The sequence below is a fragment of the Microcystis sp. M_OC_Ca_00000000_C217Col genome (genome assembly GCF_007095585.1).
GTDB lineage: Bacteria > Cyanobacteriota > Cyanobacteriia > Cyanobacteriales > Microcystaceae > Microcystis > Microcystis panniformis.
The window spans coordinates 1-24,998 of sequence record NZ_SFBV01000289.1 but is presented as its reverse complement, the minus strand read 5'-3'; the positions used below and the strand labels follow the sequence as shown (position 1 = coordinate 24,998).

Sequence of the window (24,998 nt, the reverse complement as noted above, 5' to 3'; positions counted from 1 at the left end):
AATTAGTAGCCGCAGGAATCCCTCAAAACCAGATTATTTTAGCCTTTAAATCCCCTGAAATTAGACCCTATACAGGCTTTGCTGTGGCTTAACGTTCAAATATGATGGACAATTCTCAAGACCGCGATTGCGCTCTCAACTACTGCCAACAAGCCCTTAAATTCCCCCAGGAGCCAGGCATTCCCCTAATAAAAGACGGAGAGGAACTCCTCGTAAAAATGGTTCTTCGGTTTGTCTTATGCAACAGACAGGATTATAAGAGATGAAACCCTTATAGAGAAAGACATTTGGCGATTTTTGTCAATTGTTTTCGATCTAGAGCGAACTAATCAATTAAATCTTTTGCCAGATAAGGATTTAGTCGATTTATGCCCCCCTATCGAACCATACCAAGTAACGAAGAGCCGCCAGACAGGAGCCAGAAAAAGATATTTATCAGAAAAGTCATGATCAAGCTAGAGGTTTAAAGACTGATCGGGTTCCAATTATTTTTATTAATAAATATGGTTCTTCGGTTTGTGCTATGCAATGGACGGAGTTATAAGGGATGAAACCCTTATAGAGAAGGACATTGATGCGATTTTTGTCAATTGTTTTTGATCTAGAACGAACTAATCAATAGAACTCTTGCCAGATAAGGATTTAGTCGATTTATGCCACCCTATTGAACCATACCAAGTAACGAAGAACCATAAATATTTGACACAATTCATACCAGGTAAGCAAGAGGGCTACGCCACTACTACCGAATCATTACCTGCTTCTGTTCTAAATTTTTGAAGTTCCAGAATGTGATTATTCATCTAAGGGAGTTTCTTTAATGCTTGTATTTTTTATTTTCTCCCTTTTTGTTATTCTCGTTTTATTAATATATGTAAACAACAGGCTTTGATCGTTGAAATAGCGATCGCCCTTGCGATTCGGCGATCACCGCTTGGGTAAACATTTAGTCTAAACTCCAGTAGAAAGAGCCGTAAACTTGATTAACAATCGTCCTCAAAAATGTCTTGACTATCCTACCCCGAATGAAGTATTCTATGAAGATAGATCAGGCAGTAATGCAATTCAGACTTGAATTGGCGAAACAAAAATTGAATGTGAACAATTTTAACTTATTGAGCAATCATGAAAAAAAATAAATATAAAGCAGAATTGGTTTTAATCGCTTTGCTATGGTTTCTTGTCATCAATATTGGAAATATGGGGATCATAGATACAGGTTTGCGATTACAAATGTCCCATGCTTGGTGGACAAAAGATTCGGAAGTTCAGGTTACTTCCGAAACCAAACCTAAAATTCGTGGAGATATTCGTTTTGGAGTTCTAGGAGTTGATGGAAAGCGTTATATTGCCTATGAACAAGGTCAGTCTTTATTGATGTTACCTGGAGATTTATTTGGGACTTGGCTTCATTACTTGTTTCCCGCTATTCCAGAAAAAAATTGGCGACATTTAGTGGTAAGTTTCCTTATTTTTATACCTTTAAACATTGCTGCCGTTGTTACTTGCTTCTGGTTGCTAAAAGAATTTGGTTTCAATGACAGAATTGCCCAATTAGGTTCTGTTATCTTTTTTTTGGGTACAACCTTCTTACACTATGCCCAAATACATCAACAGAACAATCAAATCCTTTTATTTGTCATGATAGGTTACGTTGCTGCTTTAGCCTATTCCTTCTCCAAAAATCCAAGCCTGGCTTTTATGAGCGGACTGGCTTTAGGTGGAGCTATGTTAATGAGAATAACAAGTCTAATACACGCCCTATCGGTTTTCCTGTTTTTCTTGAGTTGTCTAATCTATCAATATCGAGAAAGACTTAAGCAAAGTGTACCAGAATTAATCAAAGCAATTGGAATCTGGATTCTTGGTTTTATTCCCTTTACTTTAATAGGGAGACTCTTTGATTACTGGCGCTACGGCAGCGTCTTTCTGTCTGGTGCAAAAGTGGCACAGATACAATTAACTACCGATCCATTGTGGAATGGAATGCCTAACCTAGAGCCAAACTTTCCCTTTATTGACGCTCATCATGTTGGATTCATCGGTGTTCTTTTCGATCCAGCTAAAAGCATTTTTATTTATGATCCTTTGCTATTACCTTGTTTAGTTATAGTTGCTATTCTTTGGAGAAAAATAAACATATACATTCGTATCTATATCCTAGTCAATATTCTCAATCTTTTTCTACATTTATTAGCCTATTCTCGAGTCTCGTTTTGGGGCGGAGATTTAGCTTGGGGAGCCAGATATCATGTCACCTCTGTGCAATTGCTTTTAATTCCCCTGATTGGTATTTTTCTGCAATCTTTACTATCATATCGGGGGATAAGGAGGAAATTAATGGTGGCAATAATAGCTATTGCCATGGTCATTCAATTAGCGTCTGTCACTATGCACCCCATCATGGAAATATCTCAAAAAACTATAGGCGTACCAGGAACTAGATTGGATTTCCGATTAGGACAAAGGATGATTAATCTGGGATGCTTATTGAATTCATCTCTTCCTCCCTGCCAAAGAGCAACTCCGGAGCAAAGGGAATACCTGAACGCAGAATTTAATCGCATAATTTTTCTACCTTTTAACTGGCTTCATCAAGCCAAGGATATTCCTGTATTTAAAAGTCTAGGAAGAATTTACCTCGTGTTTTGGTTTGGTATTTTAGCTTTAGCCATTTTTAAAACCGCACAAATATTAGCTTTTTCCCCTGAGATAAATAGCAAGAGAGAAGAATTGTAAGACCATAAATCCTTGCACTTTTTTTGTTTAGTCCACACATATCGAATTGCCACAGCAACCCCATTACCTCGTTGCAATGGTCTCCCTGCCAACCCATTTCCAGAGGTTCTACCTCTTGTGTAACCCATCAGGGAAGGGAGGGAGACCCTCCCTTTCCTCAATAGACCACACCAGAGGCGAAATCGCCTACTTGTTACCATTACCCCGCATAGCTAAAACCGCATCGCGTAGTTTATCTGGCACTTCTTGCAGGTGATCCTCATCCCACTGGAAAAAACCGACACCCATAGTCAAAGAACGCAAATCAACGATAAAATCGTGCATTTCCGCTTGGGGTAGATAGGCCGTTACCTGATCCCAACCTTTCCACTCCGCAGAAGCTTCAAAACCCTGAATTTGACCGCGTTTACCACTGATTAACTGTAAAACCTTGGCGGTGTATTCTGAGGGAGCGAGAACCGTCACCGATAGAATTGGTTCTAATAAGACCGGATGACATTTAGGCAGTCCCTCCGTCATTGCTAGACGGGCCGCTTGTTTAAAAGCTTGTTCGGAACTATCGACACTGTGATAGGAACCATCGGTGAGAGTAACATCAATATCCACCACGGGAAAACCCAAAGGACCATGACCGAGATATTCCCGCACTCCCGTTTCCACCCCGGGGATATACTGTTTCGGGACAACACCACCGACAATGCTTTCATGGAAGTGGAAACCTTCCCCCCGGGCCAGGGGTTTAATATCCAGGTACACATCACCAAAAGCACCGTGGCCGCCGGTTTGGTGTTTATAACGTCCGTGGGATTTGGTGCTGGCCTTGATCGTTTCCTTGTAGGGGACTTGGGGTAAATGGGTGGTCATCGGTAGATTATACTTGCGCGCTAGGCGATCGAGGGCCACTTGCAGATGAATTTCTCCCTGTCCCCAGAGAATCACTTCTTTAGTATCACCGTGTTGTTCCCAGTAGAGGGAAGGATCTTCTTCGATCAGTTTTGTCAAAGCTGAACTTAATTTAACTTCATCCTTGCGATTTGCGGCGGCAATAGCGAGAGCAAAGACGGGTTTAAGCTGTAATCCTCTGGGAAGATCGGGTTTTTGACTGCCGCTGCTAACCACGTCTCCGGTGGCGATTCCCTCCAAACGACCGAGAGCGATAATTTCCCCCGCTTGGGCCTGCTGTAGGGGTTGTTGTTGTTGTCCCATGAGACGATAGATACCACCAATCCGCACACCGTTCAAGGCCATGCCATCGTTAAGGGTTCCCTGCCAGATTCGCCCTAGGGAGAGGCGACCGCCCTGGGGAGTAAAATAGGTTTTGAGGATTTGTACCACTGCATCCCCATCCGCACTGGGATCGAGACCGCGACGATTGGCGGTAATTGTCGGGGCCGGTGCTTCTTCCACTAAAGCGGTGAGGAGATGACGCACACCATAGTCCCGTTCCGCCATACCGAAGAACACGGGTACTATCTGATCGGCTCCCAGTTCTTGTTTTAAGTCTTGGAGAATTTCTTCCCGGGAGGGGTTAATATCTTCGAGGAGTTCTTCTAAAAGATGATCGTCAAATTCGGCGATCGTTTCCAGCATTTCTTGTCGAGCAATCTGTTCTTCTTCCTTGAGGTGGTCGGGTAAAGCGACAGGATCGGCGGGACTGTTAGCATGGTAATGATAAGCCTGTTCGTTGATTAAATCGATGAATCCGATAATTTCGTTGTTCTGACGGATAGGATATTGCTGGGGAACGAGGGGACGACTAGAAACGGATTTAAGAGCTTGTAGGACTTCGTTAAAGTGACTATTACAGCGATCCATCTTGTTGATGAAGATTAGATGCGGAATTTCCCAATCATCGAGGAATTTTAGCAAGGGAGCCAGGGTGAGAACTCGATCGACCACCGGTTCACAAACGATAATAGCAGCACCGGCCCCGACGAGGGCATTATAGGTTTCACTGGCAAATTCGATCGAACCAGGGCAATCGAGAAAGGTAAAATTTAGGTCTTGGTATTGACTATGGGCAACGGAAACTTCTACACTCATCTGTCGATCCCGCGCTTGGGTGGAACTATCAGCGACGGTGTTGCGATCGCTGATTTTGCCTTTTCTGGTGATCGCTCCTGTTACGAAAAGTAAACTTTCCAGTAAGGAGGTTTTTCCACTGGAGTAGGGGCCGACAAGGGCCACATTACGGGTGTTTGCTCCGATACTTTGATTCATACAGATACCCCCAACAATGATTTAGTGATTAGTTGTGGCGATTGGACGATATTTACACTCGATCGCCCTAGGAAATATACTGTCATAGCACTGAAAATTACTCTCAGGACGTATTTAGAAGTGAAAGGCCTGTCTTGCCATAATTTTGCCCAGTGCTACAGGTGTATTCTTTCCTACTCTTCACCCTAACTCAGTCTCAAGCATTACATCCCATTCTCGCAATCTCTTGTAAAATCTCGCCTACTTTTAGTTAAGGAACTTGAATAAATGTTAACTAAGCTGTTGACTATCGAGAGTTTTTCTCATCAACTGGATTTACAAAAACGAGAGGCAGCCTGATATAGTGAGAGGTCGGGATGATGTTTATCAAGCAATTTTTATGTTAAAAGCTGGAATCGTGGGACTGCCAAATGTGGGGAAATCGACCCTATTTAACGCTCTGGTGGCTAATGCCAAGGCTGAGGCCGCTAATTTCCCCTTTTGTACCATTGAACCGAATGTGGGTGTGGTATCCGTCCCCGATGAACGTCTGGAGGTTTTGGCTAAAATCTCTAATTCTGAGAAAATCGTGCCGACGCGGATTGAATTTGTCGATATCGCCGGATTAGTCAAGGGTGCGAGTCGCGGGGAAGGATTGGGTAATCAATTTTTGGCTAATATCCGGGAAGTGGACGCGATCGTTCATGTGGTGCGCTGTTTTGATAATGATGATATTATTCATGTTTCCGGTTCCGTGGATCCGGCCCGGGATATCGAGGTGATTAATCTAGAGTTAGCTCTGGCGGATTTGGGACAGGTGGAGAAGCGGGTGGAACGTTTACGCAAGCAGGCGAAAAATAGCAAGGAAGCCGCCGAAGAATTAGCTATCCTTGAAAAAATCCTAATTTGTCTTAATGACGGTATTTCGGCGCGAAAAGTGGATTTAAACAAAGAGGAAGAAGAATTAATTAAAAATCTCGGTTTATTGAGTCGGAAACCGATTATTTATGCCGCTAATGTTAGCGAAGATGATCTAGCTACGGGTAATGATTGGGTAGAAAGTGTCCGTCAAATTGCCCAACAGGAACAGGCCAAAGTTGTGATCGTTTCTGCTCAAGTGGAATCGGAATTAGTGGAATTGTCGGAGGAAGAAAGAAAAGATTTTCTTGGTTCTTTAGGAGTAGAAGAAGGGGGATTAAAATCTTTAATTCAAGCTACCTACGAGTTATTAGGACTGCGTACCTATCTCACCACCGGTCCCCAAGAAACCCGCGCATGGACGATTATTGCCGGTATGAAAGCACCCCAGGCAGCCGGAGTTATTCACTCGGATTTTGAACGGGGTTTTATTCGTGCAGAAACCGTGTCTTATCAGGATTTAGTTAATAGTGGCACGATGAGCGCAGCCAAAGAAAAAGGTTTAGTCAGAAGTGAAGGCAAGGAATACATTGTTCAAGAGGGTGATGTTTTACTATTCCGTTTTAATGTTTAGCTAAAAATAAATCAGGTGAGCGCTTCCACCTGATCAAAAGGTTGAATTTGGCGTTGTCAATAGCTGTAGGGCTAATTCATGAATTAGCCCTACAATTGGCGCTAATTCTGGAATTAGCCCTACACTTGGCTTTGTCAAATTGAAAGATGCTCCGAATTTCTGTCATAAACAATCTCTAAGCTTTTTTTACTCACTTTGGTTAACATTAAACTGAATTTTTTATCTCTTGACATACTCTAATTTATATTCTATAATTAGCTACAGGAGCAAGTTCTTGTTTAATCAAGATGGCGATGATCTCTGTCCACTAAAAGACTGGTTTGCTAGGAATGCAGTCGAGGCTAAAAATAGTTTATCTATTCAACAACTCGCAACGGAAAACGGTCAAATCAAACTGGAAAAATGAAAGAGCAAGGATTGTTATTTTCTGAAGACAGCCTTTTACCTGAAAAACTCCCCCAAATTCAGGAATTACGACCTTCTAACAATCTTTCCGCAGTTTTTGAAGAGTGCCATAATTATATTTACGCCAACGAAGGAATGCTCAAAGACAAGATTTTTCACGAGATGGTTAAACTAATCATCATCAAACTTCATGATGAAAAATCTGCCAAGCAATCTGTAAATTTTGGCGTTACAGCAAATGAATATAAAGCCATCGTCGCCAATAAGTCCGATGAATTTATGTCGCGTCTCAGTCAATTATTTATCTCAATCAAGAATCATTATCGGGGATTTTTCACCGATGACACATTCAAGTTAAAACCTTTGACTCTTGCTTATATTGTAGGCAGGTTACAGTACATTAATTTAACTAAAACATCTGGCGATATAAAAGGGGAAGCCTTTCAGACTTTTGTAAATAGACACCAGCGTGGAGATAGGGGAGAATTTTTTACGCCTCATCCAATTGTCCGTCTTGCGGTTGAAATGATAGACCCCAAACCAAACGAAAAAATTATAGATCCTGCTTGCGGAAGTGGTGGTTTTTTAATTCAAGCAATCAACCATGTTCGACAAAATAATCCAGAGTTCGATATAGCAAGTTTTGTGCAAGAAAGTATTACAGGAATTGAATTTAATCCTGATGTCGCCCTTTCGGGAATGATTCGTTTAGTTTTTGAAGGTGGCACAGGTTCAGAAATTATCTGCACTAATGCGCTTATCGAAGATGAAAAATTCAATAATTCTTTTGATGTTATCTTGACCAATCCTCCTTTCGGAAATAAAGGCAAAGTAGAAGACCAGACAATTCTTAAATCATATCTTCTTGCCCGGAAATGGCATAAATCAGCGTCCAATAGTTGGGAAGTTTCCCCAACCGTTTTAGCGGGTCAGTCGCCCGATATTTTATTTATTGAGAAATCTATAAAATTATTGCGGGCAGGTGGACGCATGGCGATTATTCTGCCCGATGGTCTATTACAAAATATCTCTAATGGACCGATTCGCCATTGGTTGCGCTCCCAAACAAAAATATTAGGTGTTGTTTCCATACCGCCAGAAGCATTTGTGCCATACGGTACAGGAATCAAAACATCACTTTTAGTGGTTCAAAAATTACCGGCAGACAATGATTCTTGTTTTATGGCACAAATCAAAAAAATAGGCTATGACGTTAAAGGACAAACAATATATAAGCGCAACGAGTCGGGAGTTATAGCCAGAACAAAATCAGGTTTGCCAATAGTTGACGATGATATAGATGATATTTCTCAATCTTTTACGTCATTTATCAATGGCGAATTTGCACAAAACAGCGATTGTATTTATACAGTTAAAAACACACTGCTCAATTCGAGACTCGATGCCGAACATTATTTACCCAATGACCAAAAATTATTAGAACATCTGAAATCTATTGGGGCGAAACCTTTAGGTGAAATTGCCGATATTTTGAGAGATTCAGCTGATTTTCGTTTAGCTAGGGACAGTGAAATTAGATATATCGCCATTTCCGATGTTGATTATCGTACAATGCAAGTTGTTTCCCAACAAATAATCAAGGCACATGAGGCCCCATCTCGTGCAACTTATAGATTGTACAAAGGTGATATTATTACAGCAATTTCAGGAGCAAGCACGGGAACACCACGCCAAGCAACAGCCCTAATCACAGAAGATGAAGACGGGGCAATTTGCTCAAATGGATTTTCAGTATTAAGAAATATTCAGGGAGTCGAGCCTTTGTTTTTATTAGTATATATGCGAACAGACTTTTTTTTGCGTCAGATTAAAAGGTATATGACAGGTCATGCCATTCCTACTATTTTAGTAGATGATTTGTCTAAAGTTTTAGTGCCTATTCCACCCAAATCTGAACAGCAGAGAATCGCCAAAAGTATGGCTGAAATTCAAGCAATTAGAAAAGAATCGTTAAAAGCAAGTGAGAATGTTGTTAACGAAATGAGTCTTTTACTTGGCCAATTTGAGTAAGGCAAAAAGCAGGTTAAGCTTAGAAAAAGTCTTAAGGTGGTTGATTTATCCCAACCTTAAGACAGGACTAGAATAGCTAGGATAAATCAACAGGGATTCTCAATTCGCCCGGGAAATGTGCGTCGCCAGGGCCGCCGATTGTAGGATGGGGGTAGTGGTGACGGAATCCGTCGCTAGGGTAAAGAGAGGATTGGAGAGGATACCGGCCAGGGAAGTCGCCACTAGGGAGAGGACAATACCCACCTGTAGGGGACGCATCCCGGTAAGAGTCCAATTGATAACGGGGTAATTTTTCACCGCATCGGACATCTCTTGGGGTTCCTTGACCACCATCATTTTGACCACACGGATATAGTAGTAAATCGAGGCCACACTGGTGACTAAACCAACGAGGACGAGGGCATAAAGTCCCGCTTGCCAACCGGCCCAGAATAGATAAATCTTACCAAAGAAGCCCGCTAGAGGTGGAATTCCCCCCAAAGAGAGGAGACAGATGCTTAAACAGAGGGTTAGCAGCGGATCTTTCTGGTAGAGTCCCGAATACTCAGCGATCTGATCGGTTCCAGTTCTGAGAGCAAAGAGAATCACACAGGCAAAAGCCCCTAGGTTCATGAACAGGTAAATTAACAGATAGAAAATCATGCTAGAGTAACCCGCGTCAGTACCGGCGGTTAAACCAATCATGACAAAACCCGCCTGACCGATCGAGGAATAGGCTAACATCCGTTTCATGCTAGTTTGGGCTAAGGCGACCACGTTGCCGAGGATCATGCTCAAAATTGCTAGAGCGATAAAGATAAACCGCCATTGTTCGCTCACTAGACCGAAAACCGTCACTAATAGGCGAATTGCTAGGGCAAAACCCGCCGCTTTGGAACCCACCGAGAGGAAAGCGACCACGGGAGTGGGTGAACCTTCGTACACATCAGGGGTCCACTGGTGAAAGGGAACCGCCGAAATTTTGAAGGCGATACCGGCAATCACAAAAACTAATGCGATCGCCAAGGCCAAGGACTGACCACCGTTAACATCGGTTAATTTTTGGGCAATGGCACTTAAACTGGTTTCACCTCCGGATAAACCGTAGAGAAGGGAAACACCATAGAGGAAAATCGCCGAACTAGAAGCTCCAATTAACAGGTATTTTAAAGCAGCCTCGTTCGATCGAGGATCCCGCTTCATGTAACCGGTCATTAGATAGGAGGAAATACTGAGCATTTCTAGGGAGATGAAGATCATCACCAATTCACTAGAGCCAGATAGGAACATTCCCCCGAGGGTTGCGGTGAGCATAATGGCCAAGAATTCCGCTAGGGAGGTTCCCGCTTGTTCCACATAACGGATAGACATCAGCACTGTGGAGGCGGTAGAAAGAGCAATAATCGCCCTAAAGACGATACTGAGATTATCGCCCTCAAAAGCCCCTAAAAAGGCCACTGGTTTCGGATTGTCCCAGGCAAAATAGAGAGCAACCACAGCAGCGAGCAGACCAGCGATCGCAACGTAGGGCAGCCAACTTCTGGCACTCCGTCCCACGATTAAATCGCCGATTAAAATCACCATCAGGGTAATAATCAGGATTCCTTCGGGCCAGATAACGCCGGCGTTTAGCTGACTGGCAACAAGACTAGAAAAATCCATATTGATTGAGGTTAAAGGAATTTGAAGTTAAAAAAGGCTTAATACAAGCTTAGGGCATTTGATCAGCGATTCAGTGATCAGTTATCAGTGATCAGTGATCAGATGTGAGTTTTCAGTTCACCGATCGCCGCTATTGGGTTAAAATTTCTAAAAAACCAGATAAATTTGAGATAATCTTAGCTTTTATGGGTATTATACTTGTCCATTGTCTTTTTTATCCTCTTGTCTCCTAGTCTCCTCAGCTAAGGGAAAATCTTTGATTTTTGCAGCCGAGCTAATTTCTGGTGGTGACAACTTGTCACCGAAATGTATCCACGTTAACAGGGAAAAAGTGAAAACTCAGGAAATCATGACATAGACTGGCATCGTTAGTTGTCGTTGAAGGATTCTGGTAAAATCAGGCTAGGGGAAACACCCGAAAAATCAATTGTTTTTGAGCCATCCGCTTGATTTTTTTGTGGAAAAATTTTCTAGTTCGCTCAATCCTTTTCCTTTAGCGATCGCTTGAATGAGTAACGAAACCTATCTCAATCATCCCACTTTCGGTCTATTATACAGAGTGTGTCTATTAGAAGAACATCGGGAATTATTCACCACTCTTTATGCCCAACGTCTTTTTTTTCTGGTGACGGTGGGACCAAAAAAAGTCTCGTTCGATCCGATTAGTCGTTCCGATGCTCGTCTTTTAGTGGAAAACCGGCTGCGAAATTTGCGCCGGGGCAGTAATGTGCAAGAATTTAACAGTCTCAACCAAACTTATCAACAAACCTTTTCAGTCTAGTTCATGACGATCGCTAGTCGTATCGAGTCCATCCGTCTTACCCTACCCCCCGGCACGCGTCTGATTGCCGTCAGTAAACAGGTATCGAGCGATTATATCCGTCAAGCTTACCGAGCAGGAGTGAGAGATTTTGCCGAAAGTAAGCTACAGGAAGCAATCTCGAAGCAGCAAGAACTAAAAGACCTCCCAGATATTTCTTGGCACTTTATCGGGCATCTACAGGCAAATAAAGCCCGCAAAGTCCTAGAATCTTTTGATTTAATCCATTCCCTCGATAGTTTAAAATTAGCCCAAAGACTCGATCGCCTGGCCGGGGAATTAGAGATTAATCCCCAAGTTTTGCTACAGGTGAAAGTTGTCCCCGATCCCGATAAGTTCGGTTGGGACAAGGCCGAACTCTTAGCAGCTCTTCCCGATTTAGTCAACTGTCAACAGCTAAAAATTCAAGGTTTGATGACAATTCTGCCCCAGGGATTATCGGCTGAGGAAAAGTTAGCCGCCTTTGAAAAAACCAGCGATTTAGCCCAAATAATCGAGAATAGCTCTAGTTTATGCCTGCCCCATCTATCCATGGGGATGTCTAACGATTATCCCCTGGCCGTCAAGGCCGGAGCCACTTTGATCCGGGTGGGAACTGGTATTTTTGGTGATCGCATTTACTGAACCATCGGCGTAAATTTACAGAAAAAACCTCTAGAAAATTTAATAATCCGTGACAATATATCTTAAAATTACAACGTTCAGTCTAGAAACTGGTGGTTAGAAATGGGGAATGGACTTTTTCCCAATCCCTGAAAACTATTCCCCCTGATACCTGATAACTGAAAAGAGGGAACTAACCGCTGCCTCCAGACGACTAAAATGACGAACCCTTAACAAAATAGTTCCCCTGTACCAAATGAGAGCAAGAATTGTTAAAGGCCAATAAATAACCCCGACTCTAGACAAGACCACCCAAAAAAATCTTTTGAAGGACATTAGACTGTGAACAACATTTTTACCAAGCTCAAAGATTTTGTCGGTATCTCCGAACAACCAGAAGACGAAGATGAAACCGACTACGAAGAAATGAATTGGGAACAGTTTTCCCCCCAAGAGAAGGATCAAAACGAAGAAGAAGAACCCCTTAATCGTCGTCAACGCGAACCTTTAAATCTCAATACAGCCACATCTATGGGACTCAACAGAAGCAACGTGATCGGTATGCCAGGTATTAACAACAATAATGCAGAAGTAGTCGTGATCGAGCCCCATTCCTTCGAGGAAATGCCCCAAGTTATCCAAACCCTGAGAGAACGCAAATCGGTGGTTTTAAATCTCAACGTCATGGATCCCGAAGAAGCACAAAGAGCCGTGGATTTTGTCGCCGGTGGCACTTATGCAATTGATGGTCATCAAGAACGCATCGGTGAGAGTATTTTCCTATTTACCCCCAGCTGCGTTAAAGTTAGCACCCTTTCCGGAACTATTCACGATATCGCTGATAACCCGAAAATGGCTCGTCCCGTTTCCTCCGCACCTGCTTGGGGAGCCGAAAGCAGTCGATTAGCTCAATGAATCCTGCCATAGTCCTCTCGTCAGGTTTGTCGAAGCTAGAAATCGATCGATTTATCGAGAGGATGCGTTTTTTCTTGGTAGGATAGCTAAATCTCTCTTTTTTACTTTTTACTTTAAAAAATACTGTGTCTATTCGTTTAGGAATTATTGGCGGTGGAGTGATGGCCGAGGCCATTCTCAGCCGTTTATTAAAAAAAAATATTTATAGTCCGGAAGCGGTGTTGGTTAGTGAACCCCAATCCCAACGGCGCAACTTTTGGGTGAATACCTACGGAGTACAAGTCAGTGAGGATAACCGGGAAGCCGCCAGAGCAACCGAGGTGTTAATCTTAGCGGTAAAACCGCAAATTTTAGAGCAAGTAGTCAATAGCTTGCTGGGAATACCCGAAAAACCCCTAATTATCTCGATTTTAGCGGGAGTTACCCTCAATCGCCTAGAAATGGGCTTTCCCGATCGGCCCGTCATCCGGACGATGCCTAATACCCCCGCCACGGTGGGACAAGGGGTTACAGCGATGGCGGCCGGTCGTCATGCGGAACCGGAACATCTGGCCGTAGCTAGAGATATTTTTGCTGCGGTCGGTTCGGTGGTGGAAGTTCCCGAGGCTTTGATGGACGCGGTAACGGGATTATCGGGATCGGGCCCGGCATTTGTGGCCTTGATGGTGGAAGCTTTAAGCGATGGTGGTGTGGCGGCCGGATTACCGCGATCAATTGCGTCTCAATTGGCCATAGAAACAGTTTTAGGGACGGCAACCCTGTTAAAAGAATCGGCCATACATCCGGGGGAATTAAAGGATCGCGTCACTAGCCCGGGGGGAACCACGATTGCTGGGGTGAGACAATTAGAAAAAGGCTCTTTTCGATCGACTATTATCGAGGCAGTAGTGGCGGCCTATCAACGTTCTAAAGATTTAGGGCGTAGTTCCGAAAAGTAATTTTTGTATCTTTTTTAATCCATAACTGATGTCTCGATCTGTGATAAGATACGCAGCAATTCTTGTCCAGAAAAAGTTATGAATAAGAAATCTTATCGTTTTGATTTAATGGCATTAATTGCCATTGCAGTTTTTTTCCTAGGAATCGTTTTCTGGAAAGTCCCGCTTCATTATCCCTATATCCTTAATTTTGATGAAGCGGTGGCCATGGTACTTGCCTACGTCACTAAACAAGGTTATCGTCTCTACGAACAAGTTTGGCACGATCATTTATCGGGTTTATCTCTTTTACTAAATAGTTGGTTAAGCGTGACAGGATTTACTCTCTATGCCGCGCGAATTATGGTGCTTTGTTTATCCACAATTATGTTAGGGATTTTTTATCTAATTCTGAGAGTTAATTGCGGAATATTGGCCTCTTGTTTGTCGGTATTTATTCTCTCAACCTGTCTAGTGTATATTACCCTATCAACGACAATGTTGCGGGAGTTACCCGCACTTTTTTTTACAATCTTAAGTATTTTTATTATCTTTAAAGCCGTTCAATCCACGGGGAAGCTTAAGTATGGGCTGTATTTACTCAGTGCCATTGCTTTCGTTTTTTCCCTGCAAATTAAACTTTCGGGCATTACTATTATCCCAACTGTAGCTTTAATTATTTTTCTCAATCAACAGAATAGTTTTATTAAAAGAATCATTGATATTGTTATTTGGTCAGGGGCTATTGTTTTAGTCTTTGTCTTGGGTTCCCTGACTATTTTTCCTTTTTCCTACGAAAATATTATTAAATCTCATGTCAGTGTTGCAGCTAGTTTCGGTGAAGAAAATCTCACCTTATGGACTCTCTTACAAAGCGCCCTACAACACGAACCAATTTATCTGATCGTCACAGCGATCGCTATTATAGCGATGGTTTTTACCCGCAACATAATAGCACTTTTACCGCCCTTGATATGGTTGGGTTCTAATCTATTTAGATTTGCCACAGTCGCGCCAATTTGGCCCTATTACTATATCCATTTAATTATTCCCGCCGTTTGGATAATTGCCTTGTTTGTCGAACAGTTAAAAATTACTGATAGCCTCGGAGAATTTAGGCAAAATCGAAAAATAACCCAGGAATTAGTTCTCAAAATGCTGATTTTTCTCTCCCTTTCTGGTCAATTTCTCTTTAATACCTTGAGAATAATTACCAATCGTGATCCTGCAATTAATGCCTACGTTCAATTTAACAAAAAGTATAAACCTCTTTTAGCAGAAGCTGTGTTTGAAAAATTTAAAAACTCCGATAAACTCCTGTTAACCGACAATCCTCACTACATATATCAATATTTCTTGAAAACACCCCCAGAAACTGCTGTCATCACCAGAAAGAGATTTATCAATCAGAATCTTGATGGAGATTTTATCCTAGAAGTCATCGAAAAAAGACAGCCGGATTTAGTTTTCCTCTATCGATTTGAAAAGCAATTTCTGCAATCACCAAAACTCAAGGATTATTTAGAGAAAAATTATATCCAGTTTCCCGATCAGCAAGAAAAAGGAACTCTCTTTATCAGTCCGAAAACTTGGCAAGAATATCAAAGTAAGGCTAATTAGAAATTGTGTACGGGGACTATTAACGTTTTTTCTTTTTTACCGGTTTTTGAGCCACTTTTCGAGAACGTTTATAGGCAGATCCGATCCAATCACTACAACTATGACTCATCGCCCCTAATTCTAAACCCAGGAAAATAGCGATCGCTACCCGGGGATACTGTTGCCATAATGCGATCGCTTGCTGCGGCCACAGTCGCCAATCCCAGTCTATACCCCAGAAACTTTGCAGGATGGGAATGATGATGATCGCCGCTAGTAAAAAAAAACTACCAAGATAAAATAACCGAAAAATTGTGCCGATCAATAAACCGTGGGATAACCAACCGCGATGACGGATCATAGAACGATAGGGTAGCCACAACCAGCGCAGATAACCCCAACGTTTGTATTGTACCGAGTGGATGTCAAGATCTGGCCCAAACAGGAATCCGCTAAACAAATAACTGGCCAAGAGTAACAGGGTTAATTTACCACTGCCACTGACCAAAAAACTCGCCCCCGCAATCGGTGGCAGCAGAATTAGGGTAATGCGATCGTGAGTTCGACCAGAGGGCATCGGAAAAAAATTAACTCGCTCAAAAAAATAATATACTTTTTTGAAAATATGTGTTATGCTGAGAAAGTACGAAATTAATTCGGGCGTTTAGCTCAGTGGTAGAGCGCCTGCCTTACAAGCAGGATGCCGTAAGTTCGACCCTTACAACGCCCATTTTATTCGCTCCTTGCCTCGTCAAGCTTTTAATCCCGATCGCAGGTTGAGATTAAAACTATTGAGGGGAATTGTTGCTGGAAGGCAAAATTGCGACTAATTGCTAGTAAGCTAGTCAGTAGGTGCTAGGATTAATTTATCGCGGCACACTGGTTATATGGCCAATTGGAAATGTATTAAAAATTGTGGAGCTTGTTGTCAACTAAATCCCGATGAGCGTCCTGACTTAGAAGAATATCTTACCCCCGCACAATTAAGTCAATATCTCAGCATGGTGGGGGAAGATGGTTGGTGTATAAACTTTGATCGCCAAACCCGTCTCTGTACCATTTATGACCAGAGACCAGAATTTTGTCGTGTTCAACCCGATATTTTTGCCAAAATGTATCAAATTGAACCGGGAGAATTCGATCAATTTGCGATCGATTGCTGTCATCAACACATTGAGGATCTTTATGGGGAAGATAGCCTAGAAATGAATAGCTATCGTCAGCAAGTAGGCTAAGATTTATCCCTATCCCAGAAATAACTCAGACGGAGAAGAAAACAAGTGTTCTGGTTATTGTCCCTAGCTTCTCAATGGCTAAACCAGTAAAATTACGGAATTGATTGTTTCCCTGTTGAGGAGAAGTCTATAGGAAACTCGAAACCTCTAGAGGTGCAGAGTTTGAGTTCAGGACAGGGAAAAACTATCATGGAAAAACCGGAAAAACAGCGCCGCAGACGCGGGGTTATCCTCACCACCACGGGACTAGAAAAATTACTTACTGCCAAACAAGAAGCGGAATATCGGGATAATTGCGGTTATCGCTTCACCCTAGAAGTCCTCAGCGAGAAAACTCTTTTAGGGGTAGATACTCTGATGAAGGTATTTGCTTGTGAATCGGGAGTGGATAAACAAACCCTTAAACATTGTTTTCAAGCTTTTAATTTAACTTTAGAAAATAGCGATTATTATCGTCCTAACTTACCAGAAACTGATACTATTAATCCTCAACTATTGCCTGAGTTACCAGAGGGACAAGTCCCCCTCGATTCCCCCTTTTATATTAACAGAAACAATCTAGAACAGACTTGTTATCAAGAGGTCTTGCGCGGGGGTAGTCTGATCCGGATTAACGCACCCAGAAAAATGGGAAAAACCTCCCTGATGGCCAGAATTATTAATCATGCACAACAACAGCAATACCATACACTTTATTTCAGTTTTCGGTTAGCAGAAAGATCAATTTTTCAAGATTTAAATCACTGTCTGCGTTGGCTTTGTGTTAGTATTAGTCGTCAGTTAGATTTAGACAATCATCTCCCAGAGGATTGGGATGAATTCTTAGGGGGTAAAATTAACTGTAAAATCTATCTAGAAAAGCATATTCTCTCCCATCTCGATCACCCTTTAGTGCTTGCCTTTGATGATCTTGAATATCTTTTACCCTATCCACAGCTAGGGGAAGAATTTTTTAGTATTCTGCACCTCTGGCACGAGGAAGGCAAAAACAAACCTCTCTGGCAAAAATTACGTTTAATTGTGGCCTATTCCCCTGCACAGGAGCTTGATAAAACCTCAGATACCTATCAATCTCCTTTTAGTCTTGGTTTACCGATCGAATTGCCTAATTTTACCAGCGCACAAGTACGAGAATTAAGTCAAAGACAGGGATTAGATCAGAATTTTGACTCTGAAAAATTACGGATATTTCTAGGGGGGAATCCCTATTTAATTCGTCTTGCTTGCTATTATCTTGCTCGGGGTAATTGTACCCTAGAAAGCATTTTGGCTACTTCTATCGGGGAGGAAAATAATATTTTTGCAGGCCATCTTAAACGTTTACTTTGGCATCTGCAATACTTAAAGGGCAATTTAGCGGCTATCTTTGCTAAGGTGGTGATGGTAGAAAAAGACATAGAAATTGATTTAATTGCCGCTTTTCACCTAGAAAGTCTCGGACTGATTCACCGACAAGGTAAGTTTTGCCGAGTCAGTTGTCCTCTCTACCGTCAATATTTTGGCGAATATTTCCGGCAACGTTCTGTTTTTTTGCCGCAAAAAACTTCTCTCCTCGCCAAAAAAATTACGCTTGCTCACTTTGATAATTCCAGAAAAAGTCGCTATGCTATGTAGTTTATAGTCCGTTAGGCGCTCGGCTAACACAGCCTAGGAGTGCTAAAGTTATCACCATAAACATCCTCAACAAAAATCAACAATGTCATTATGGTGGGATAGGCTTGTAGTTCCTCTGTTTTACGAATAAAACTTTTCGTACTCATCATGATCGCCAATCCAAAACCAGGTCACTGTATCCCCTGACAGCACTCCCAAAGCTCGATGACTCTTCGTTACACGCACTGACCAAATATCTTCGTCGCTGTCAATACACTTAAAATGTAACGATGGATGAAACGGATTCTCTACCCATAACCGATATGCTTTCCTGGCTCCGGCTTTGACTGCTGGCTTCAAGTCGCGATACTTCTGCCAAAATGAGGGCAATGTCGCGGAATTCATAGCTGCTCATAATCCATCGGCGCGGACAATCCTGCTGCAATCTCTTCTTTGGCTTTTCGGGCTGCTGCGACTAGATTATTCTTCGTCTGTTTAAACGACTGATCCCATCGTTTTTCTTCTTCAATTTCTGCAATATAAGCTCGAACATACTCTACTAACTGCTCTTGAAGCTCATCAGGCAGAGACTCAACCATCTTGATGATCGTGGTAATAGCAGGAGAGGGCATGGTATCTATCAGCGTAGTAGGTTTTCTCTATTCTACAACGTCCACCGCAAACCCAAAATGATATGATCTTTGTTTCCTCTGTGTCTGGAGTGGTTTTTATTAATGAGCCTTGCTCAAAACCAAACAATTCATAATTCAAGAGCGAGGTATTTATGGGTAAAGAAGAAGAAATACTTGAACAATGGCGAGAACTGACACCGGAAAAGCAACAAAAAGTTTTACAATTTGTTCAAACACTGAAATCTAAGTCAGAAACAACAGCACCACTTAATTAGGAGTCTAACCCATGAGCGGCCTCACCATCGAAACCGATTTAGGAAAAATCCTAGACCAGATTAATCAGAATCTTAAAGAGACCAATCAGAAGCTAGACGCGCTCCAGAAAGATGTCACAGAGATCAGGATTGTTCAAGTCAGATTCGAGGCCGAAGTAAAGGGAGATCTCAAGGCATTACAGGGAGAATTCAACACCTTACAAGGTGATTTAAAAGAGATTAAAGGCTCCCAGAAAGCCCAAATTTGGGCATTAATCACCATCTTGGCAACAGCAGTTATCGGAACTGTCATCCGCTTTGTCATCACTGTTCCCCCTGTTAGCAACCCCTAACTTCCACTGCCGGGGAACAGGCTTCTGGTTCCTGTTTGATATTCAGGTAGAATTAATGATAGAATTGGTGCGTTACGGCGGATTGTTAATTTTGGTTTTTTGACGGGATTTGTGACCGCCTAAGGGAGCCTACACATCTTCTCTCAATGAGATCATCAATTTTTTTTAGGTACTTAATCAAATTTCTCCAGATGATTTATGAGTATCCTCTACTGTCTCAATCCCGAATGTTCCCATCCTCAAAATCCGACTCATTATAGCTATTGTCAAGGATGTGGCGGAAATTTAAGCCAAACTAGCCAATCATATTCTTTTCATAGCCGTTATCTCATTGTCGGAGTATTAGGCGAAGGCGCATTCGGTAGAACTTATAAAGCTAAGGACTTGAATTTTAATCGCAAACCCCGGGTTATTAAAAAATTTATTGCTCAAATGCAGGGAGCTGCTCTGGAGAAGTCTAAGGAGTTATTTCAAAGAGAAGCGGAAAAATTAGACGAATTAAAACACGAACAAATTCCCACCGTTTATGATTATTTCTCTCAGGGGAACTCCCTCTATTTAGTGCAGGAGTTTATTGAAGGAGAAACCCTGCTTCAAGAGTATCAAAGAGAAGGAAGATTTAGTGAACAGAAAATCAAGGAAATATTACAGCAATTATTACCAGTCCTTGTCTATCTCCATTCTAAAGGATTGATCCATCGTGACATCAAACCGGATAATCTGATGCGTCGTCGGAGTGACGGTAAATTGATGTTAATTGATTTTGGGGGAATTAAAGAGCAAACCTCCCAAATGGGGACAGGTTTATATACTCCGGGTTATGCTGCTTATGAACATATCATGGGCAGTGCAGTCGCCGCTAGTGATTTATATAGTTTAGCCGCTACCTGTGTCCGTTTATTAACAGGATGTTTCCCCCAAAGTAACAGTAATTTGCCTGATTCGGTCTATGATGTGAATCAGCGGCGATGGTTATGGCAATCGGTATTAAAATCGCAAAAAAGATCAATTAGTGATTTTTTAGCGAATCTCCTCAACAAGATGTTAGAAGATAAGTCTAGTCAGCGCTATCAATCAGCTTCAGAAGTTCTGACAGTGTTGAATAATCCTCCTTCAAGTAGAACTGTAGTACAACCTCCCCCCGTTTCACCTCCTCCTCAGAGAAAAATTAAGAATCCATCAGGAATAACTAGACGTAAATGGCTATATAACGGCATTGGGATGATTGTATTTGGGGGGGTGATCGGACTAGCAATTTACAGTATAGGCAATTATAATTTAGGAGATAATCAAGGGGCGATTGCGGATCAAAATCAAGCGATCAAACTCAATTCTGACGATGCTGTAGCCTACAATAATCGCGGAATTGCTAAGTCTGATTTAGGAGATAAGCAAGGGGCGATTGCCGACTACAATCAAGCGATTAAACTCAATCCTGACTATGCTTATGCCTACAATAATCGCGGAATTGCTAAGTCTGATTTAGGAGATAAGCAAGGGGCGATTGCCGACTACAATCAAGCGATTAAACTCAATCCTGACTTTGCTGTTGCCTACAATAATCGCGGAATTGCTAAGTCTGATTTAGGAGATAAGCAAGGGGCGATTGCCGACTACAATCAAGCGATTAAACTCAATCCTGACTATGCTGATGCCTACTATAGTCGCGGTTTAATATACAAAGAATTAAATGACAATGAAAAGGCAATTAAGGATTTTCGCCAAGCAACAAAACTTTATCAACAACAAAATAATCAAACCTGGTATCAAAACTCTCTGGATAGACTAAAAGAATTAGGTGTTTCCAATTAAATTATTGTAGGGAGTTAACACCGTTAAGTAGCTTGTAGGGTGCGTTAGGCGCGTACTTAAAGGAAATTTGTTAATAATTAAACTATGATCGCGCCGTAACGCACCATCTTAAGAAAATTGGTGCGTTACGCTATCACTAACGCACCCTACTGGACTGTTTCAGCTAATTTGGTGTATTAGAAAAATGCTATAAATTCTATAATCTAAGACTTTAAGCCGAAATCTATTGCCCTATTTTAGTTGAAACAGTCCACTACAAGAGCCGCTACTGTGTCTGGAGTGGTTTTTATTATGATTATTTAACTGCTACCGAATATCCCCCCGCAGTAATCTCTCCCTAGTAACAGGTTTCTAGTTCCTGTTTGATATTCAGGCAGAATGAATGATATAATTGGTGCGTGGGGTGTGGCTCTCTCGTGCAAAAGCTTGTTACCTGTAGGATATAACGATCTCAGGTCTTTTGTCAAGTCTAATTTGAGGGATTTTGCTCCCGTAAACATCAGCTTTTGGGGAACTCGATACTTAACGATGTTGATGTCTATTATCGCGGAATTTCTAAGTTTAATTTAGGGGATAAACAAGGGGCGATCGCATAATTCTTTTCAACGAGGTTATGAGATATCCAGCAATTCGATACCCATCACCATCACCTGATTACATTTATTGATTTTTCATCGCATACTATTTCAAAAGAAACGTGCCAAAGACAAAAATCATCTTTTATCAAGAAGCAGAAGGCATCTCACCCGTTGTTGAGTGGCTTCAGAAATTACTCAAAACTGATAAAAAAGGATTTGCCAAATGTATAACCAAAATCGAACAACTTGCCGCACAAGGTCATGAACTGCGCCGCCCTGCTGCCGATTATCTCAGAAATGAGATCTGGGAGCTTAGAGCCAAACAGGGAACCATACAATATCGAATCCTCTATTTTTATCATGGTCAAAATATAGCAATTATTGGTCATGCTCTTATCAAAAAAACTTCCGCCGTTCCCTCACAAGACATCGAGAGAATTATCCAAAGAAAAGCACAATTTAAACAAAATCCAGAACTTCATACTTATCAAGGAGAAATAAACAATGCCTAAAACCACAGATGCCGTAAAAATCATTCACCAAATGATTGCAGACGATCCCACAATCAAAGAACAAATTGCCCTAGAATCCCTCAACTCAGAAATCGCACAATTGATTTATGATGCTCGTATGAATGCTGGATTAACTCAACAACAACTAGCCGACCTAATCCATGTTGAGCAATCCGTTATTGAAGATCTAGAAGACGCTGACTATCAAGACAATCCCCTAATAATGCTACAAAAAATTGCCACTGCCCTTAATCAACGAGTCAAAATGAGCCTTGTTAGTAGCTTGTAGGGTGCGTGTTTGCGAGTATTTAAAGGAGATTTGTTAATAATTAAACTATTACCGCGCCGTAACGCAGCATCTTAAGAAAATTGGTGTGTTACGCTATCACTAACGCACCCGACAAGAGCCGCTACTGTGTCCTCTGTGGTTTTTATTATGATTATTTAACTGCTACCGAATATCCCCCCCTAGCAATCTCTCCCTAGTAACAGGTTTCTAGTTCCTGTTTGATATTCAGGCAGAATGAATGATATAATTGGTGCGTGGGGCGTGGCTCTTTCGTGCAAAAGCTTGTCACCTGTAGAATATAACAATCTCAGGTCTTTTATCAAGTCTAATTTTAGGGGGTTTGCTCACGGAAACATCAGCTTTTCACAGAACTCGATACTTGACACTATTTAATTTATCATTTGTTAGAAAACTCACATATATAAAAGCTTTAATATGCCAAAAATACAACTTATTTTTTACCAAGATGAAAGAGGTAATATACCAATTATAGAATGGCTTGATAGTCTTCCTGGCAAAGCTCAAAACAAATGCTTTATCAAATTACAAAGACTGGCAGAACTAGGATATGAATTACGCAGACCAGAAGCAGACTTTTTGCGGGACAAAATTTATGAACTGAGAGTTAATTTTAAAGGAATAAATTATAGAATTCTTTATTTCTTTTATAAAAACAAAGCTGTGGTCATTTCTCATGGTATAATTAAAGAAAAAGAAGTTCTACCACTGGAAATCGAGCAAGCAATTAAAAACAAAGCTAAATTTGAAAAAAATCCCGAATTACACACCTATTTTCAGGAGTTGATATGAATACACACCAAACGACAGCCGATGGCTTACAAATTCTTTACCAACGTTATTATGCTAATAATCCAGAACGTCAATTAGAATTAGAAAAGGCTCGTATTGATGACGAAGTAGCCAGAAAAATATTTAAGATTAAGGAAACACATCATCTTTCAACAAAAGCTTTAGCAGAATTAATTAATACTGATGAATCTATTATTGAAGCCTTAGAAAATGCTGACTATGAAGGAAACTCTTTTTTGTTGCTAAATCTCATCGCTACAGCCCTAAAAATCAAGGTTAAATTTGAATTAGTTTCAGCCTAATTGTTTCAGTAATTTGCTACAATGAGAATAAGCTGTCGCGCATTTAAACAATGACAATGATAAACCTAGAAACAATTGAAGAAGATATTGCGTCCCTTCCCCTCGACGCACAACAGACTATTCTTGAACTTGTAGGTATTCTCAAAAAACGATATTCTCCCAACCCACAGGAAATGAAAGAGCAGGGAACAGAAGATTGGTCTGACTTTATCGGTTGTATAGAAGCTGAACCAGACCTTTCGCAAAACTATAAAACCTATTTAACAAGTGAACTTAAGCAAAAATATGATCATTGTTGATACTGGTTTCTGGCTGGCCATTGCTAATAAAAACGACTCACTTCACCCATTAGCAAAAAAACAATTCCAAAAATTAATCAATCAACAATTTATTACAACCTGGTGCGTTGTTACTGAAACTTGCTACTTACTACAAAAACGAGTGGGAATAGATGTCCCAAAAACCTTTATTCATAAAATCTCCACAGGAGAACTACAGGTATTCAACCTCAAAACTAAGCACTGCCAACCCATTGAAGAACTGATGCAAAAATATAGAGATTTGCCAATGGACTTAGCCGATGCTTCGTTAGTAGTGTTAGCTGAAACAATTAAGGAGAACAGAATATTAACCACAGATAGGCGAGATTTTAGTGTTTATCGTTGGCTAAATAATCAAACATTTGATATTCTAATTTAACAGTCCGTAGTCCGTAGATTGAACCCTCGGAACGAAACCCAACACCCAACACCTAAATCTGTCTGAATGGGCGATCGCCGCTTTGGTAGGCTGCATTAACGAAGTGTAAGGCGGCAATCTCGCTGCCAACCCTGATAATAAAGCTGATCGTGGCTTGGGAGCAATTCAGTTATGATAGGGGTCAACTTAATATCTTTAGCAACGCAGAATGAGGATTTCACCATGAAGATTCCATATACATATTGGAAAGAATCAGATGGGATGTTCTTGGGCTATTTGAATGAATTTCCAGATCATTGGACCCAAGGTGTTGACTTAGAAGAATTAATCGGAAACTTGGTCGATCTCTACAAAACATTTACTACTGAAGAAATCCCCGGAATCAAGAGAGTTGCAGAGTTTGAACTCGCATGAAAAGACATGATTTAATTGCACAATTAGAGCAAGCGGGCTGCTATTTGATTAGACGTGGAGGGAAACACGATATTTACCATAATCCAGATACTGGAAAAACAGAACCAATTCCCAGACATCGAGAAATTAATGAGCGATTGGCTAAAAAGATTAT

28 protein-coding genes, 1 tRNA gene and 1 pseudogene are annotated in these 24,998 nt (G+C 41.3%); 25 read left to right on the top strand and 5 right to left on the bottom strand.

What is annotated here, in order from left to right; all coding sequences use genetic code 11:
- The 4 genes and pseudogenes from EWV66_RS18540 to EWV66_RS18530 form a co-directional block, all read left to right on the top strand.
- On the top strand, positions 1-92 hold a 92-nt coding region (locus tag EWV66_RS18540; protein WP_287107342.1), incomplete at its 5' end, for an element excision factor XisI family protein.
- A gap of 139 nt (positions 93-231) precedes the next feature.
- Positions 232-450 (top strand): hypothetical protein, encoded by a 219-nt coding sequence (locus tag EWV66_RS24225; protein ID WP_353734427.1) that lies wholly within the window; start codon positions 232-234, stop codon positions 448-450.
- A gap of 511 nt (positions 451-961) precedes the next feature.
- Positions 962-1,075, top strand: a pseudogene (locus EWV66_RS18535) (IS30 family transposase); the annotation flags it as partial.
- 50 nt (positions 1,076-1,125) lie between these two features.
- Complete coding sequence (locus tag EWV66_RS18530) at positions 1,126-2,739, top strand: hypothetical protein (protein ID WP_287107337.1); 1,614 nt, start codon at positions 1,126-1,128, stop codon at positions 2,737-2,739.
- A gap of 186 nt (positions 2,740-2,925) precedes the next feature.
- Here EWV66_RS18530 and EWV66_RS18525 read toward each other — a convergent pair whose 3' ends face one another.
- Positions 2,926-4,959 (bottom strand): elongation factor G, encoded by a 2,034-nt coding sequence (locus EWV66_RS18525; RefSeq protein WP_287107338.1) that lies wholly within the window; start codon positions 4,957-4,959, stop codon positions 2,926-2,928.
- A gap of 379 nt (positions 4,960-5,338) precedes the next feature.
- Here EWV66_RS18525 and ychF point away from each other — a divergent pair, with 379 nt between their 5' ends.
- Positions 5,339-6,430 (top strand): redox-regulated ATPase YchF, encoded by a 1,092-nt coding sequence (gene ychF / locus EWV66_RS18520; RefSeq protein WP_185236801.1) that lies wholly within the window; start codon positions 5,339-5,341, stop codon positions 6,428-6,430.
- Between the two features lie 402 nt (positions 6,431-6,832).
- Positions 6,833-8,866, top strand: a complete 2,034-nt coding sequence (locus EWV66_RS18515; RefSeq protein WP_287107339.1) for an N-6 DNA methylase — start codon at positions 6,833-6,835, stop codon at positions 8,864-8,866.
- 99 nt (positions 8,867-8,965) lie between these two features.
- On the opposite strand, the gene EWV66_RS18510 is transcribed toward EWV66_RS18515, so the two are convergent.
- Positions 8,966-10,507: an NAD(P)H-quinone oxidoreductase subunit N gene (locus EWV66_RS18510; protein WP_052275392.1), complete on the bottom strand. Its 1,542-nt coding sequence runs from the start codon at positions 10,505-10,507 to the stop codon at positions 8,966-8,968.
- Between the two features lie 508 nt (positions 10,508-11,015).
- Between EWV66_RS18510 and pipX the strand changes: the two genes are divergently transcribed.
- The 5 genes from pipX to EWV66_RS18485 all read left to right on the top strand — a co-directional run bounded on the left by pipX (position 11,016) and on the right by EWV66_RS18485 (position 15,382).
- Positions 11,016-11,288: a transcriptional coactivator PipX gene (pipX, locus tag EWV66_RS18505; RefSeq protein WP_002733869.1), complete on the top strand. Its 273-nt coding sequence runs from the start codon at positions 11,016-11,018 to the stop codon at positions 11,286-11,288.
- Between the two features lie 3 nt (positions 11,289-11,291).
- Entirely contained in the window at positions 11,292-11,951 is a 660-nt protein-coding gene (locus tag EWV66_RS18500) for a YggS family pyridoxal phosphate-dependent enzyme (protein ID WP_052275393.1), read from the top strand.
- A 321-nt stretch (positions 11,952-12,272) separates the two neighbouring features.
- A complete protein-coding gene (locus tag EWV66_RS18495) occupies positions 12,273-12,845 on the top strand; it encodes a cell division protein SepF (RefSeq protein ID WP_002788446.1) in 573 nt (190 codons plus the stop codon).
- 125 nt (positions 12,846-12,970) lie between these two features.
- The gene (gene proC, locus EWV66_RS18490; protein WP_052275394.1) at positions 12,971-13,783 is read left to right on the top strand and encodes a pyrroline-5-carboxylate reductase; all 813 of its coding nucleotides are present in this window, start codon (positions 12,971-12,973) and stop codon (positions 13,781-13,783) included.
- A gap of 78 nt (positions 13,784-13,861) precedes the next feature.
- Positions 13,862-15,382, top strand: a complete 1,521-nt coding sequence (locus EWV66_RS18485) for an ArnT family glycosyltransferase (protein ID WP_185236798.1) — start codon at positions 13,862-13,864, stop codon at positions 15,380-15,382.
- A 19-nt stretch (positions 15,383-15,401) separates the two neighbouring features.
- On the opposite strand, the gene EWV66_RS18480 is transcribed toward EWV66_RS18485, so the two are convergent.
- Positions 15,402-15,938, bottom strand: coding sequence for a metal-binding protein (locus EWV66_RS18480; protein WP_287107340.1), 537 nt, complete (start codon positions 15,936-15,938; stop codon positions 15,402-15,404).
- Positions 15,939-16,019: 81 nt separating this feature from the next.
- Between EWV66_RS18480 and EWV66_RS18475 the strand changes: the two genes are divergently transcribed.
- The 3 genes from EWV66_RS18475 to EWV66_RS18465 all read left to right on the top strand — a co-directional run bounded on the left by EWV66_RS18475 (position 16,020) and on the right by EWV66_RS18465 (position 18,210).
- Positions 16,020-16,091: transfer RNA gene (locus EWV66_RS18475), tRNA-Val, on the top strand.
- Positions 16,092-16,248: 157 nt separating this feature from the next.
- Positions 16,249-16,596, top strand: coding sequence for a YkgJ family cysteine cluster protein (locus EWV66_RS18470; protein ID WP_052275395.1), 348 nt, complete (start codon positions 16,249-16,251; stop codon positions 16,594-16,596).
- Positions 16,597-16,785: 189 nt separating this feature from the next.
- A complete protein-coding gene (locus EWV66_RS18465; RefSeq protein ID WP_287107341.1) occupies positions 16,786-18,210 on the top strand; it encodes an AAA-like domain-containing protein in 1,425 nt (474 codons plus the stop codon).
- 120 nt (positions 18,211-18,330) lie between these two features.
- Here EWV66_RS18465 and EWV66_RS18460 read toward each other — a convergent pair whose 3' ends face one another.
- Together EWV66_RS18460 and EWV66_RS18455 are read right to left on the bottom strand one after the other, a co-directional pair.
- Positions 18,331-18,594 (bottom strand): ParE family toxin-like protein, encoded by a 264-nt coding sequence (locus tag EWV66_RS18460; protein WP_012267867.1) that lies wholly within the window; start codon positions 18,592-18,594, stop codon positions 18,331-18,333.
- Positions 18,591-18,821 carry a hypothetical protein gene (locus tag EWV66_RS18455; RefSeq protein WP_002775250.1) on the bottom strand — a complete coding sequence of 77 codons (231 nt, stop codon included), beginning with the start codon at positions 18,819-18,821 and terminating at the stop codon, positions 18,591-18,593. The genes EWV66_RS18460 and EWV66_RS18455 overlap by 4 nt, the downstream gene beginning before the upstream one ends.
- A 152-nt stretch (positions 18,822-18,973) precedes the next feature.
- On the opposite strand from EWV66_RS18455, the gene EWV66_RS18450 reads away from it, so the two are divergent.
- The 11 genes from EWV66_RS18450 to EWV66_RS18400 form a co-directional block, all read left to right on the top strand.
- On the top strand, positions 18,974-19,096 hold the full coding sequence (locus EWV66_RS18450; RefSeq protein ID WP_271936475.1) for a hypothetical protein: 123 nt from the start codon (positions 18,974-18,976) through the stop codon (positions 19,094-19,096).
- Between the two features lie 11 nt (positions 19,097-19,107).
- Positions 19,108-19,428, top strand: coding sequence for a hypothetical protein (locus EWV66_RS18445; protein WP_002796305.1), 321 nt, complete (start codon positions 19,108-19,110; stop codon positions 19,426-19,428).
- A gap of 198 nt (positions 19,429-19,626) precedes the next feature.
- The gene (locus EWV66_RS18440) at positions 19,627-21,240 is read left to right on the top strand and encodes a serine/threonine-protein kinase (protein WP_069473939.1); all 1,614 of its coding nucleotides are present in this window, start codon (positions 19,627-19,629) and stop codon (positions 21,238-21,240) included.
- A gap of 697 nt (positions 21,241-21,937) precedes the next feature.
- Positions 21,938-22,330 (top strand): type II toxin-antitoxin system RelE/ParE family toxin, encoded by a 393-nt coding sequence (locus EWV66_RS18435; RefSeq protein WP_002733919.1) that lies wholly within the window; start codon positions 21,938-21,940, stop codon positions 22,328-22,330.
- Positions 22,323-22,619 carry a helix-turn-helix domain-containing protein gene (locus tag EWV66_RS18430; protein ID WP_002731911.1) on the top strand — a complete coding sequence of 99 codons (297 nt, stop codon included), beginning with the start codon at positions 22,323-22,325 and terminating at the stop codon, positions 22,617-22,619. The genes EWV66_RS18435 and EWV66_RS18430 overlap by 8 nt, the downstream gene beginning before the upstream one ends.
- Positions 22,620-23,054: 435 nt before the next feature.
- Positions 23,055-23,429, top strand: coding sequence for a type II toxin-antitoxin system RelE/ParE family toxin (locus EWV66_RS18425; protein ID WP_002734817.1), 375 nt, complete (start codon positions 23,055-23,057; stop codon positions 23,427-23,429).
- Complete coding sequence (locus EWV66_RS18420) at positions 23,426-23,731, top strand: helix-turn-helix domain-containing protein (RefSeq protein WP_002732780.1); 306 nt, start codon at positions 23,426-23,428, stop codon at positions 23,729-23,731. Before EWV66_RS18425 ends, EWV66_RS18420 begins: the two co-directional genes overlap by 4 nt.
- A gap of 56 nt (positions 23,732-23,787) precedes the next feature.
- Entirely contained in the window at positions 23,788-24,030 is a 243-nt protein-coding gene (locus tag EWV66_RS18415; RefSeq protein ID WP_081417885.1) for a hypothetical protein, read from the top strand.
- Positions 24,017-24,430, top strand: a complete 414-nt coding sequence (locus EWV66_RS18410) for a type II toxin-antitoxin system VapC family toxin (RefSeq protein WP_052275400.1) — start codon at positions 24,017-24,019, stop codon at positions 24,428-24,430. The genes EWV66_RS18415 and EWV66_RS18410 overlap by 14 nt, the downstream gene beginning before the upstream one ends.
- 222 nt (positions 24,431-24,652) lie before the next feature.
- Positions 24,653-24,844 carry a hypothetical protein gene (locus EWV66_RS18405; protein WP_002796297.1) on the top strand — a complete coding sequence of 64 codons (192 nt, stop codon included), beginning with the start codon at positions 24,653-24,655 and terminating at the stop codon, positions 24,842-24,844.
- Positions 24,841-24,998, top strand: a 158-nt coding sequence (locus EWV66_RS18400; protein WP_287107343.1) for a type II toxin-antitoxin system HicA family toxin, incomplete at its 3' end; no start/stop codon positions are given. The genes EWV66_RS18405 and EWV66_RS18400, both read left to right, overlap by 4 nt.

Coding starts and splice junctions, on each gene's coding strand:
- EWV66_RS18530 (WP_287107337.1), top strand. CDS start 1,126: ATGAAAAAAAATAAATATAAAGCAGAATTGGTTTTAATCGCTTTGCTA.
- EWV66_RS18525 (WP_287107338.1), bottom strand. CDS start 4,959: ATGAATCAAAGTATCGGAGCAAACACCCGTAATGTGGCCCTTGTCGGC.
- ychF (WP_185236801.1), top strand. CDS start 5,339: ATGTTAAAAGCTGGAATCGTGGGACTGCCAAATGTGGGGAAATCGACC.
- EWV66_RS18515 (WP_287107339.1), top strand. CDS start 6,833: ATGAAAGAGCAAGGATTGTTATTTTCTGAAGACAGCCTTTTACCTGAA.
- EWV66_RS18510 (WP_052275392.1), bottom strand. CDS start 10,507: ATGGATTTTTCTAGTCTTGTTGCCAGTCAGCTAAACGCCGGCGTTATC.
- pipX (WP_002733869.1), top strand. CDS start 11,016: ATGAGTAACGAAACCTATCTCAATCATCCCACTTTCGGTCTATTATAC.
- EWV66_RS18500 (WP_052275393.1), top strand. CDS start 11,292: ATGACGATCGCTAGTCGTATCGAGTCCATCCGTCTTACCCTACCCCCC.
- EWV66_RS18485 (WP_185236798.1), top strand. CDS start 13,862: ATGAATAAGAAATCTTATCGTTTTGATTTAATGGCATTAATTGCCATT.
- EWV66_RS18480 (WP_287107340.1), bottom strand. CDS start 15,938: ATGCCCTCTGGTCGAACTCACGATCGCATTACCCTAATTCTGCTGCCA.
- EWV66_RS18470 (WP_052275395.1), top strand. CDS start 16,249: ATGGCCAATTGGAAATGTATTAAAAATTGTGGAGCTTGTTGTCAACTA.
- EWV66_RS18465 (WP_287107341.1), top strand. CDS start 16,786: ATGGAAAAACCGGAAAAACAGCGCCGCAGACGCGGGGTTATCCTCACC.
- EWV66_RS18460 (WP_012267867.1), bottom strand. CDS start 18,594: ATGAATTCCGCGACATTGCCCTCATTTTGGCAGAAGTATCGCGACTTG.
- EWV66_RS18455 (WP_002775250.1), bottom strand. CDS start 18,821: ATGCCCTCTCCTGCTATTACCACGATCATCAAGATGGTTGAGTCTCTG.
- EWV66_RS18450 (WP_271936475.1), top strand. CDS start 18,974: ATGGGTAAAGAAGAAGAAATACTTGAACAATGGCGAGAACTGACACCG.
- EWV66_RS18445 (WP_002796305.1), top strand. CDS start 19,108: ATGAGCGGCCTCACCATCGAAACCGATTTAGGAAAAATCCTAGACCAG.
- EWV66_RS18440 (WP_069473939.1), top strand. CDS start 19,627: ATGAGTATCCTCTACTGTCTCAATCCCGAATGTTCCCATCCTCAAAAT.
- EWV66_RS18430 (WP_002731911.1), top strand. CDS start 22,323: ATGCCTAAAACCACAGATGCCGTAAAAATCATTCACCAAATGATTGCA.
- EWV66_RS18425 (WP_002734817.1), top strand. CDS start 23,055: ATGCCAAAAATACAACTTATTTTTTACCAAGATGAAAGAGGTAATATA.
- EWV66_RS18420 (WP_002732780.1), top strand. CDS start 23,426: ATGAATACACACCAAACGACAGCCGATGGCTTACAAATTCTTTACCAA.
- EWV66_RS18415 (WP_081417885.1), top strand. CDS start 23,788: ATGATAAACCTAGAAACAATTGAAGAAGATATTGCGTCCCTTCCCCTC.
- EWV66_RS18410 (WP_052275400.1), top strand. CDS start 24,017: ATGATCATTGTTGATACTGGTTTCTGGCTGGCCATTGCTAATAAAAAC.
- EWV66_RS18405 (WP_002796297.1), top strand. CDS start 24,653: ATGAAGATTCCATATACATATTGGAAAGAATCAGATGGGATGTTCTTG.